The organism is Brevundimonas sp., from assembly GCF_032107865.1.
Lineage (GTDB): Bacteria > Pseudomonadota > Alphaproteobacteria > Caulobacterales > Caulobacteraceae > Brevundimonas.
The window spans coordinates 1-10,225 of the sequence record NZ_DAMCNG010000092.1; the positions used below are offsets into that span (position 1 = coordinate 1).

13 protein-coding genes are annotated in these 10,225 nt (G+C 68.0%); 7 read left to right on the plus strand and 6 right to left on the minus strand.

Going from position 1 to position 10,225, the window contains the following annotated elements; all coding sequences use genetic code 11:
• Nucleotides 1-80: 80 nt before the first annotated feature.
• The 3 genes from RT567_RS09190 to RT567_RS09200 all read right to left on the minus strand — a co-directional run bounded on the left by RT567_RS09190 (nt 81) and on the right by RT567_RS09200 (nt 2,994).
• A complete protein-coding gene (locus RT567_RS09190; RefSeq protein ID WP_313575965.1) occupies nt 81-698 on the minus strand; it encodes a glutathione S-transferase in 618 nt (205 codons plus the stop codon).
• A 34-nt stretch (nt 699-732) separates the two neighbouring features.
• The gene (locus RT567_RS09195; RefSeq protein ID WP_313575967.1) at nt 733-2,004 is read right to left on the minus strand and encodes a nucleoside transporter C-terminal domain-containing protein; all 1,272 of its coding nucleotides are present in this window, start codon (nt 2,002-2,004) and stop codon (nt 733-735) included.
• A gap of 111 nt (nt 2,005-2,115) precedes the next feature.
• A complete protein-coding gene (locus RT567_RS09200; RefSeq protein WP_313575969.1) occupies nt 2,116-2,994 on the minus strand; it encodes a branched-chain amino acid aminotransferase in 879 nt (292 codons plus the stop codon).
• Between the two features lie 88 nt (nt 2,995-3,082).
• On the opposite strand from RT567_RS09200, the gene RT567_RS09205 reads away from it, so the two are divergent.
• From RT567_RS09205 to RT567_RS09215, 3 genes are all read left to right on the plus strand, one after another.
• Nucleotides 3,083-3,814: a response regulator transcription factor gene (locus RT567_RS09205; RefSeq protein ID WP_312204723.1), complete on the plus strand. Its 732-nt coding sequence runs from the start codon at nt 3,083-3,085 to the stop codon at nt 3,812-3,814.
• 22 nt (nt 3,815-3,836) lie between these two features.
• Nucleotides 3,837-5,195, plus strand: coding sequence for an ATP-binding protein (locus RT567_RS09210; protein WP_313575971.1), 1,359 nt, complete (start codon nt 3,837-3,839; stop codon nt 5,193-5,195).
• A gap of 88 nt (nt 5,196-5,283) precedes the next feature.
• Complete coding sequence (locus RT567_RS09215) at nt 5,284-5,775, plus strand: hypothetical protein (protein WP_313575973.1); 492 nt, start codon at nt 5,284-5,286, stop codon at nt 5,773-5,775.
• Nucleotides 5,776-5,787: 12 nt separating this feature from the next.
• On the opposite strand, the gene RT567_RS09220 is transcribed toward RT567_RS09215, so the two are convergent.
• The 3 genes from RT567_RS09220 to RT567_RS09230 all read right to left on the minus strand — a co-directional run bounded on the left by RT567_RS09220 (nt 5,788) and on the right by RT567_RS09230 (nt 7,461).
• Complete coding sequence (locus RT567_RS09220) at nt 5,788-6,591, minus strand: pyrroline-5-carboxylate reductase family protein (RefSeq protein ID WP_313575975.1); 804 nt, start codon at nt 6,589-6,591, stop codon at nt 5,788-5,790.
• Complete coding sequence (locus RT567_RS09225) at nt 6,591-7,094, minus strand: YbjN domain-containing protein (RefSeq protein ID WP_004370784.1); 504 nt, start codon at nt 7,092-7,094, stop codon at nt 6,591-6,593. Before RT567_RS09225 ends, RT567_RS09220 begins: the two co-directional genes overlap by 1 nt.
• 79 nt (nt 7,095-7,173) lie before the next feature.
• Entirely contained in the window at nt 7,174-7,461 is a 288-nt protein-coding gene (locus RT567_RS09230) for an accessory factor UbiK family protein (protein WP_313575977.1), read from the minus strand.
• A 177-nt stretch (nt 7,462-7,638) separates the two neighbouring features.
• On the opposite strand from RT567_RS09230, the gene lgt reads away from it, so the two are divergent.
• The 4 genes from lgt to RT567_RS09250 all read left to right on the plus strand — a co-directional run.
• A complete protein-coding gene (lgt, locus tag RT567_RS09235; RefSeq protein WP_313575979.1) occupies nt 7,639-8,511 on the plus strand; it encodes a prolipoprotein diacylglyceryl transferase in 873 nt (290 codons plus the stop codon).
• Between the two features lie 7 nt (nt 8,512-8,518).
• A complete protein-coding gene (locus RT567_RS09240) occupies nt 8,519-9,592 on the plus strand; it encodes an SAM-dependent methyltransferase (RefSeq protein WP_313575981.1) in 1,074 nt (357 codons plus the stop codon).
• A 33-nt stretch (nt 9,593-9,625) separates the two neighbouring features.
• A complete protein-coding gene (locus RT567_RS09245; RefSeq protein WP_313575983.1) occupies nt 9,626-9,874 on the plus strand; it encodes a helix-hairpin-helix domain-containing protein in 249 nt (82 codons plus the stop codon).
• On the plus strand, nt 9,871-10,225 hold a 355-nt coding region (locus tag RT567_RS09250; protein ID WP_313575984.1), incomplete at its 3' end, for a polyphenol oxidase family protein. The genes RT567_RS09245 and RT567_RS09250, both read left to right, overlap by 4 nt.

Sequence of the window (10,225 nt, forward strand, 5' to 3'; positions counted from 1 at the left end):
GGCTGTCGACATAGCCCGCCAGTCCCGCCAGCAGCAGGGCCAGCCCGCGATCCGGCGCCGTCAGAGTCCGCAAGGCGGGCTCACATCCCCGCCGCCGCCGCCGGACGGGCGCGGCACGCCTCCAGCCAGCGGGCCAGGTGCGTCAGTTCCTCGGGCGGCCGGTATTTGACCAGACGCGCGAAATCCAGACCCACGGCCCCGACGATGTCGGCGATGGTGAAGCGGTCGGCGGCGATGAACTCATGCTCCGCCAGATGCCGGTCCAGCGTCTTCATGAAGCGCTCTGCGCCCAGGCGGTTGTACTCAGCGACCTGGGGCTGAGGCGCTTCCAGCGCGGCCAGGGCCGGGTGGGTGAAGCGCACGTTCAACATCATCGGATTGGCCAGGTACATCTCGCACCGGCGCATCCACATCTCGATGATCGCCTGCTCCTTGGGATCGCGGCCGAACAGGTTCGGCTCGGGGTGCAGGGCCTCCAGATAGCGGCAGATGGCGATGGATTCCGTCAGGCACGTCCCGTCGTCCAGCTCCAGCGCCGGGACGTGCGGCACGCCGAACTTGGCGCGATAGGCAGGGGTGCGATGCTCGCCCGCCAGAAGCTCGATCTCGACCCGCTCGACGTCGGTCACGGCCTTTTCCGCCATGACCCAGCTGACGCGACGCGGATTGGGCGCGCGGCGGCTTTCATAGAGCTTCATCAGAGGGTTCCCTTCGGCTGCCCTCGGAACGCTACTAGGCGAAGATGGCGGCGGGCAAGGCCCCGACGACGCAGGCCGTCATCAGCGTGGCCAGGAAGCCCGCCAGCAGCGCCTTCCACACCATGCCCAGCACCTCTTCGCGGCGTTCCGGCATCAGCACCGACAGGCCGGTCACGGTGATGCCGACCGAGCCGATGTTGGCGAAGCCGCACAGGGCGTAGGTCATCAGCATCCGCGTGCGCTCGCTCATCTCGGCGGCGGGCACCTTGCCCAGTTCGATGAAGGCGACGAACTCGGTCAGGGTCAGCTTGACCCCCAACAGCCAGCCCGCCTTGTGGGCGTCGGCCCATTCCACGCCCGTCAGCCAGGCGACGGGCGCGAACAGCACGCCCAGGATACGCTCGATCGTCAGCGGCTCTCCGGCGATGACGAAGCCGCCCAGGATGACATTGGCCAGGGCCACCAGGGCCACGAAGACGATCAGCACGGCCGAGATGTTCAGCACCACCATCAGGCCGTCGGACGTGCCCTTCACGATGGCGTCGACGGCGCTGTCGTACTTCAGCGCCGAGTTGTAGTCGGCGACCGCCCCGCCCTCGCCCGGCTTTTCAGGGATGATGACGCGCGCCAGCAGGATGCCGGCGGGGGCCGAGACGATGGAGGCCACCAGGACGTGGCCCGCCGCATTGGTCAGCACCGGCGACAGGATGGCGGCGTAGGCCACCATGGTCGAGCCGGCGACCGTGGCCAGACCGACCACCATCATCAGGAAGACCTCGGACCGGCTCAGCTTGTCCAGATAGGCGCGGATGACGATCGGGCTTTCGATCATGCCCAGGAAGACGTTGGCCGCCACCGCCAGAGCCGAGGCGCCGCCCAGGCCCATGGTCCGCTGGAACAGGAAGCCGAAGCCGAGCGTGATCCACTTCAGGATCTTCCAGTGCCACAGCAGGGCCGACAGGGCCGAGATGACCAGGATCAGCGGCAGCACCTTGAAGGCGAAGGTGAACAGGGCGCCTTCATTGGCCACGGCGTAGGGCTGATCCCCGCCCGCCAGATAACCGAAGACGAAGCGCGTCCCCTCTTCGGTCGCCAGCTCCAGCCCCTTCACCGCATTGTTGATGCCGTCCAGCACCACCTGCGAGCCGGGAATGGCGAAGGTCGCCAGCACCAGGGCCGCCTGCACCAGCACCGCTCCGATCGCCAACCGCCACGGAAAGGCGCGACGGTTCTCAGAGATCGCCCAACAGACGGCGACGATGACGACCAGGCCGAACAGGCTCTGGAGGTTCAGGAGGCTGAACATGGAAAGGCGGCTCCGCGACCGGCGCTATGGGAGCCGGCTTCTTCAGTGCGCATCAACGACAGCAGGACGCCGCTGGCAAGGGGGACGACGAAACTCGTCGACGGAAGCCGTCTAAAGTTGGCCGCGAACCAGCTTGCCGTATTCGTCCATCAGGCTCAGCGACAGCGCGCCCGGCGTGAAGCGATAGTCGCCGACCTGGCCCACCGGCGTCACCTCAGCGGCCGAGCCGGTCAGGAAGCATTCGGAGAAATCTCCCAGCTCTTCCGGCAGGATGTCGCGGACCACGACCTCGACCCCGCGGGCCTGGGCCATTTCGATGACGGTCTGACGGGTGATGCCGTTCAGGATGTGGTCGACGCGCGGCGTGTGCAGGGCGCCGTTCTGGACGAAGAAGACGTTGGCGCCGGTCGCCTCGGCCACATAGCCGCGCCAGTCCAGCATCAGGGCGTCGGCGAAGCCGCGCTTCTCGGCCGCCGTCTTGGACATGGTGCAGATCATGTAGAGGCCGGCCGCCTTGGCCGTGGACGGCGCCGTGGCCGGGTCGGGACGGCGCCACTTGGCCCACTCCAGGGCGATGCCCTTCTTCTTGACCTCGGGGTCGAAATAGCTGGGCCATTCCCAGGCGGCGATGGCCAGGTGGACCTTGCTGTTCTTGGCGGTGACGCTGAGTTGTTCCGGCCCCAGATAGGCGACAGGACGGATATAGCAGTCGACCAGGCCGTTGCGGACGCAGGTTTCCTTGCAGGCGGCGTCGATCTCGGCCACGCTATAGGGAATCTCGAAGTCGAGCAGCTCGGCGGAACGCCTCAGGCGTTCGCTGTGCGCGGTCAGCTTGAAGATTTCACCGCCATACATACGCTCACCCTCGAACACCGACGAGCCGTAGTGAAGGCCATGGGTCAGAACGTGCGTTTTCGCTTCCCGCCAGGGAACGAATTCTCCGTCAAACCAGATCCATCCGTCACGATCGTCGAAAGGAACGAAGGCCATTGAAGAACGTCTCCCGCGCAAGATATTTATTTAGACGCCCGTCGCGCGTCCGCGTCAACGGCGCCTCGCGAGGAGATTCGCAGTGAGCATGATCGAGCCTCGCGCCAACGGTCGGTCCGGCCCCATCGCTCCCGCCGGCAGCGGGCGACACATCCTGGTCGTCGATGACGACGACCGCATCCGCGAACTGCTCAAGGAATTCCTGAGCCGCGAGGGCTATCGCGTCACCGGCGCCGCCCACGCGGGCGCGGCGCGCCGTATGGTCGAACTGATCGAGTTCGACCTGATCGTGCTGGACGTGATGATGCCGGGTGAAAGCGGCTTCGATCTGACCACCTGGATTCGCAGCCAGGCGGCCCTGTCCAAGACGCCCGTTCTGCTGCTGACCGCCAAGGGCGACCCGGACGACCGGATCGAGGGCCTGTCGCGCGGCGCCGACGACTATATGTCCAAGCCCTTCGACCCGCGCGAGCTATCGCTGCGGATCGAGGCCATCCTGCGCCGCACCGGCGGCAAGCTGATGACGCCCAAGGAGATCCGCATGGGCCCCGCCGTCTTCGACATGGAGCGGCTGGAGCTGACGCGCGACGGCGAACTGCAACGCCTGACCGAGGCCGAGGCCCAACTGCTCAAGACCCTGGCCATCCACGCCCATTCGCCGGTCGAGCGCATGACCCTGTCGCCCGACACGGCCGATGTGACCGGCCGCGCCGTGGACGTCCAGGTGACGCGCCTGCGCCGCAAGCTGGAGGTCGACCCCAAGAATCCGCGCTACCTTCAGACGGTGCGCGGCGTCGGCTATATGCTGGCGCCGGACTGACGACAGGACCGGAACGCCCCTCATGCGGCTGATGCCGTTCAACGTCTGGACGCGGTGGATCAAGCGTCGGCTGCCGACCTCCCTGTGGGGCCGGTCGCTGCTGATCATCGTCTTGCCGGTGCTGATCATGCAGGCGGCGGTGACCTGGGCCTTCTTCGACGCCCACTGGCAGGCGGTGACGGCGCGCCTGTCCGAGGGGCTGGCCGGCGACGTGGCCTGGGCGGCCGAAAGCTATCGCGACGATCCTTCGCCCCAGAATCTGGCCCTGATCTCTGAGCGCGCCGAACGGTCGATGCAGTTGTCCATCGCCTTCCAGTCCGCCGCCTCCCTGCCGGATGAAGAACGACGCGGCGCCCTGGGTCTGGTCGATCGCACGCTGGAAAAGGCCCTGGCTTCGCGGCTGGACCAGCCCTTCTGGTTCGACACCACCCGCTACCCCGCCTATGTCGACATCCGGGTGCAGGAGGCTGGCGGCGTGCTGCGCGTCATCGCCCCGCGTGAACGGGCCGTGGCGACCCAGGCCCACATCTTCGTCCTGTGGCTGATGATCGCCACCATCCTGCTGTTGGGCGTGGCGGTGCTGTTCATCCGCAACCAGGTGCGCGCCATCGAGCGCCTGGCCTCCGCCGCCGAGGCTTTCGGCCGGGGCGAAAGCGTGCCGCGCTTCAAGCCCCACGGCGCGCGCGAGGTGCGGGCCGCCGCCACCGCCTTCCTGGACATGCGCGCCCGCATCCAGCGGCACATCGATCAGCGCACTGCCCTGCTGGCCTCGGTCAGCCACGACCTGCGCACGCCCCTGACCCGTCTGCGTCTCGAACTGGCCCTGGCCCCGCCGTTCAAGCGCGCCGAGGCGATGAAGGGCGACCTGGACGAGATGGAGCATATGATCGACGAATACCTGGCCTTTGCGCGCGGCGAGGCGGGCGAGGCGATGCAGACGATCTCCGTGCCCGAAATGCTGCGTCGCGCCGCCGAGGACGCCGGTCGCTCCGGCGCCGTGGCCGAGGTCGAGACGCCCGACGATCTTAACATGCTGGCCCGCCCCCTGGCCTTCCGCCGGGCGATCAACAACCTGGTCGGCAACGCCGCCTCTCATGGGGAAAAGGTGCGGCTGTCGGCCCGCCCCCTGCCCTCCGGCGGGCTGGAGATCGTGGTCGAGGACGACGGCCCCGGCATTCCCGACGACATGCACGAAGAAGCCTTCCGCCCCTTCTCGCGGCTGGACGCCTCGCGCAATCAGAACCGCAAGGGGGTGGGCCTGGGTCTGGCCGTGGCGCGGGACGTGGCGCGCGGCCACGGCGGCGACATCATTCTGGGGCGCAGCGACCTGGGCGGGCTGAAGGCGTCGATCCGGCTGCCGGCGGATCGTCGCGCCGCCTAGATCTTTGGCCGACGCCTCTAGCGGAACCGTAAAATCATCGCCATCTTGTCCCGTGTTCCAGGGGGGCCTGGAATCAGGAGTCCGTACTATGCGTCGTATTGCTTTCCTTGCGCCGCTCGCCGCTGCTCTCGCCGTCTCCGGCGCAGCCGCGGCTCAACCCTCGGCCGTCGTCGTGACGGTCAGCCCAGACTTCGCCAAGACCGCCCAAGAACTGGGCGAACGCGACGTCCAACAACAGGTCAGCGACCTGACCCGCACCGTCGAACGTGTGCTGACGGATCGCAACGCCCTGGACGGCGCTCGCGTCGAACTGGTCATCACCGACCTGAAGCCGAACCGCCCCACCATGCAGCAACTGGGCGACAAGCCCGGCCTGGATTCCATGCGCAGCCTGTCCATCGGCGGCGCTGCGGTGGAAGGGTCTGTGACCATGGCCTCGGGCGAGGTTCAGCCGGTCAAGTTCGACTACTACACCCCGACCCTGGCCGATGCGCGCGGTTCGACCACCTGGACCGACGCCCAGCGCGCCTATGACCGCCTGGCCCGCAACCTGGCCGAAGGTCGTTTCGTCAAGCGCTGAAGCGCCTGACGATCAGCCGCTGAGTTCAGTGGACTTGGCGACCGCCGCCTTCACGGCGCTTTCGACAGAATGGTCGAGGGCGCCGTTTTCATTGAGAGCGATCAGACCCGCCTGCGTCACGCCGCCGGGGGAGGCCACGCGGTCGATCAGGGCGTTCAGAGCCTCGTCGCCCTCCACGCCCGCCGCAGCCGAACGCAGGGTGGCGCGCGCCAGACGGGCGGCGGCCTCGGGCGACAGCCCTTCGGCCTCTCCGGCCTCGGCCAGAGCCCGCGTGAAGGCGAAGAAATAGGCCGGCCCACAGCCGGACACCGCCGTCGCCGCGTGCATCAGCGCCTCATCGTCCAGCAGAACCGTCTCGGCGATCGGCTCGAACAGTTCGCGCCCGATTTTCAGGGCGTCCGTGTCGGCAGACCACAGCGTCGCCACGCCCTGCGCCTGAGCCACGCCGGTCGTCGGCATGACGCGCACGACCGGGCGGCCGTTGTAGCCCTCGGAGATCGTCTCGCCGCGCACCCCGGCCATGACCGAGACGATCACGGCGTCTGACGCCAGATGCGGCAGGACGGCCTGCGCGGCATCCAGCCATTTGGCGGGCTTGACGCCGATGACGAAGGCTCGAGCGTTCGCCAGTTCCTCCAGCGGCGGATTGATCCGCGCCCCCTTCGCCCGCGCCGCTTCGGCGACCGGCTTTTCAGACGGCGTCAGAATGATCAGATCGGCCGGATCGACGGCGCCCGTCGCCAGCCAGCCTTCCAGAATGGCCGAGCCCAGGCGTCCGACGCCCTGAAGCACGACGGGACGCCCATTGCCCGACATCAGGCGTTGCCCACGGTCTCGAACAGGCAGGCGTCGATCGCCTCCTTCGGCTTCTTGGAGCCGCGCACCATGAAATCGAAGGCGGGATAGTAACGGTCCGCCGCTTCGACCGCCGCGTCGATCATGGACGCGGCCTGGGCCAGGGTCGGGCGCTCGGTGTGCGGCAGGGCCAGGGCGTGACGGAAGACGATCTCGCCCTCGTCCGGCCAGATCTCGAAATGGCCCAGCCAGGTGCGCTGATTGATCATCGACACCAGTTCATAGGCCGCCGCGCGGCGCGTCTTGGCCACCCGCAGGTCCAGCGCCAGGCACAGCTGAAGGCAGTCGCCCTCGGGCCGCCAGGCGAACCACAGCTCATAGTCCTTCCAGTCGCCAGCCAGGGCGAAGGCCAAATCGCCCTCGTCCGTACGGTCGAACGGCAAGTTCTCCGCCGTCAGGACATGTTCGACCACATCCAGCGGATCAAAGGGCAGGTCGACCTCTTCGGGTCTCACAGCATCCATCAGGCGTTCAACTTCTTCAGCAGCGACGGCGACTCAGATGAGCGCCTTTGAAGACGGTAGGCGTGTTCGCAGATTCGGCTCAACCGGCTGAATCCGGGCTTGAGGCGGCGTCTGTGGACGATCCTTTGGCGGCCTTCTTGGGGGCGGGCGCAGCGGCCTTCAGCGTCGCGATCTCGGCGCGCAGGGCGGCGATCTCGTCCTTCAGCACGTCGAACTCGTCGCGGCGCACCAGATCCATCTCGGCGACGAAGCGGTCAGCCTGGGCGCGCCAGGCGGCCTTGGCCTCTTCACCCGCGGCCTGGGCCAGACCCATGGCGCCGGTCGTCAGCTTGGCGAACTCATCAAGGAGGGGATTGCGCGTCTGCATGGCGGCCTCTTGAGAACTCCCGGACCATCGGTCCGAAACGTGGTTAACGGTGCATTGATTTGGGTAAACCAAACCTTACCTGCCTGCGGCCTATAGACTGCTTCGCGGGAAAAGCGCGCGACGAATGCAGTCCCGCTTGCTAGACGAGGGACAACTTCTGAAGGCGCAGGAGGCCCCGTGCCCTTTCCCGAATTCGACCCCGTCCTGATCCAGCTCGGGCCGCTGCCCATACGCTGGTACGCGCTGGCCTATATCGCCGGCATCGTCCTGGGCTGGTGGTACGCCTCGCGCCTGGCCAAGACGGAGCGTCTGTGGGCGCCCGGCAAGTCGCCCGTCGGCGGCCAGCAACTGGACGACCTGGTGCTGTGGATCACGCTCGGCGTCATCCTGGGCGGTCGCTTCGGCTACGCCCTCTTCTACAAGCCGGAGATGTTCGCCCAGTTGTTCACCGGCGACAGCTGGGGCGAGCGGCTGGAGCTGCTGCAGCTTTGGACTGGCGGCATGAGCTTCCACGGCGGCTTCCTGGGCGTCGTCATCGCCATCGCCCTGTACGCCCGTCGGCAAAACGTGAACCCGCTCAGCCTGGGCGACCTGATCGCCCCGGTCGCGCCGCTGGGCCTGTTCTTCGGCCGCATCGCCAACTTCATCAACGGCGAGCTGTGGGGCCGCGAGACGACGGTCCCATGGGCCATCCGCTTCTGCAACGAACGCATCCAGCAGATGTACGGCTTCTGCCCCGCCGGCAACGAGCCGCGCCACCCCAGCCAACTGTATGAAGCGGGCCTGGAAGGGCTGCTGCTGTTCGTCATCCTGTCGCTGGCGATCTGGAAGTGGAAGATGCTCAAGCGTCCGGGCTTCGTCACCGGCCTGTTCCTGCTGGGCTACGGCGTCTGCCGCGCCGCGCTGGAGAACGTGCGCCAGCCCGACGCCGGGCTGGAGAACCTGCCGCTGGGCCTGACCATGGGCATGATCCTGTCGATCCCGATGATGCTCGTCGGCGCCTGGCTGATCTGGCGGGCGCTGAAGAAGCCGGTCGTCACGGAGGCGTAAGACCATCATGGCGGAGACGCTCAAGGACCGACTGGTCCGCGAGATCGTGCTGACCGGGCCGATGACGGTGGCGGACTACGTCACCCGCTGCCTGCACGACCCCAAAGGCGGTTATTACGCCACCCGCCCGGCGCTGGGCGAAGGCGGCGACTTCATCACCGCCCCGCTGATCAGCCAGATGTTCGGCGAACTGATCGGCCTGTGGGCGGTCGAGACCTGGACCCGTCTGGGCGCGCCCGAGCGGGTGCGGCTGGTCGAGGTCGGGCCCGGCGACGGCACGCTGATGTCCGACGTGCTGCGCGCGGCCCGGCTGGTTCCCGGCTTCCTGCAGGCGGTCGATCTGATCCTGATCGAGCCCAGCGCCCCCTTGCGCGCCGAGCAGGCCCGGCGGCTGGCCGACGCCGACGCGCACCCGCGCTGGCTCAGCGCCCTGAACAAGGTCGAGACCGACGCCCCGGTCATCCTGATCGCCAATGAGGTGCTGGACTGCTTGCCCGCTCGCCAGTTCATCAAGACCGAAGGCGGCTGGGCCGAGCGCCGCATCGGCGTGACCGACGACAACGAACTGACCTTCGGCCTGACCGCCATCGCCGACGGCTTCGAGACGCCCGGCTTCGACGTCGAACCGGGCCAGATCATCGAGATTTCCGAACAGCAGGCCGCCTTCGGCCGCGATCTGGCCAGCCTGATCCGGGCCGCCTCGGGCGCTGCCCTGCTGATCGACTACGGGCGCAGCAAACCCGAGGCGGGCGATACGCTCCAAGCCCTGCGGCGGCATCAGAAGGTCGATCCCCTGTCCACACCGGGCGAGGCTGACCTGACGCAATGGGCCGACTTCCCCCTGGTGCTGGAGGCCGCCGTGCGCGGCGGCGCCGACGTCACCGGCTGCGTCGGCCAGGGCGCCTTCCTCAAGGCGTTGGGGATCGAAGCCCGCGCCCAGCGGTTGATGCAGGGACGCCCCGAAGCCGCCCCGGTCATCCAGCGCCAGCTGGACCGCCTGACCGCACCGGATCAGATGGGCGAACTGTTCAAGGCGGCGGCGATCTTCTCTCCGCGCTCTCTGGCCCTGCCGGGCTTCTGAGACGTCCGCCCAGCGATGGAGCCTGATGCGGCCATGACCTTCACCGACCACGAGCGTCAAATTCTGCTGGCGACCAAAGGCGTCGGCCCCAAGGTGATCCAGCGGCTGGAGGAGTTGGGCGTGGGCGGCTTCGCCCGTCTGGCCCAGGCAGATGCGGCCGTCGTCTGCGCCGGAGCCGCCGCCAGCGTCGGCTCGACCTGCTGGAAGAACAGCCCCCAGGCGCGCAAGGCCGTTCAGGCCGCCATCGACGCCGCCAGCACCGAACTGGAGGCCGCCGCATGAGCCTGAACCCGATCACCCATCCGCTGCTGACCAAGGCCGGGGTGCGCCACGGCTTCTTCACCCGCGCAGGCGGCGTGTCGGACGGCATCTACGCCGGACTGAACGCAGGCGTCGGCTCCAAGGACGATCCGGCCCACGTCGCCGAGAACCGCCGCCGGGTCGCCGAATGGATGGGCGGCGCCGCCGATGACCTGTGCGGCTGCTATCAGGTTCACTCCGCCGTCGCCCGCGTGGCCGAAAACGGCTGGGCCGGAGACCGCCCCGAAGGCGACGCCGTGGTCGCGGGCGTAAAGGGGCCGGTGCTGACCGTTCTGACCGCCGACTGCGCCCCCGTGCTGTTCGCCGACGCCG

Bases quoted from the DNA above. Each gene is read 5' to 3' on its own strand.
- RT567_RS09190 (WP_313575965.1), bottom strand. From the start codon at position 698: ATGAAGCTCTATGAAAGCCGCCGCGCGCCCAATCCGCGTCGCGTCAGC.
- RT567_RS09195 (WP_313575967.1), bottom strand. From the start codon at position 2,004: ATGTTCAGCCTCCTGAACCTCCAGAGCCTGTTCGGCCTGGTCGTCATC.
- RT567_RS09200 (WP_313575969.1), bottom strand. From the start codon at position 2,994: ATGGCCTTCGTTCCTTTCGACGATCGTGACGGATGGATCTGGTTTGAC.
- RT567_RS09205 (WP_312204723.1), top strand. From the start codon at position 3,083: ATGATCGAGCCTCGCGCCAACGGTCGGTCCGGCCCCATCGCTCCCGCC.
- RT567_RS09210 (WP_313575971.1), top strand. From the start codon at position 3,837: ATGCGGCTGATGCCGTTCAACGTCTGGACGCGGTGGATCAAGCGTCGG.
- RT567_RS09215 (WP_313575973.1), top strand. From the start codon at position 5,284: ATGCGTCGTATTGCTTTCCTTGCGCCGCTCGCCGCTGCTCTCGCCGTC.
- RT567_RS09220 (WP_313575975.1), bottom strand. From the start codon at position 6,591: ATGTCGGGCAATGGGCGTCCCGTCGTGCTTCAGGGCGTCGGACGCCTG.
- RT567_RS09225 (WP_004370784.1), bottom strand. From the start codon at position 7,094: ATGGATGCTGTGAGACCCGAAGAGGTCGACCTGCCCTTTGATCCGCTG.
- RT567_RS09230 (WP_313575977.1), bottom strand. From the start codon at position 7,461: ATGCAGACGCGCAATCCCCTCCTTGATGAGTTCGCCAAGCTGACGACC.
- RT567_RS09240 (WP_313575981.1), top strand. From the start codon at position 8,519: ATGGCGGAGACGCTCAAGGACCGACTGGTCCGCGAGATCGTGCTGACC.
- RT567_RS09245 (WP_313575983.1), top strand. From the start codon at position 9,626: ATGACCTTCACCGACCACGAGCGTCAAATTCTGCTGGCGACCAAAGGC.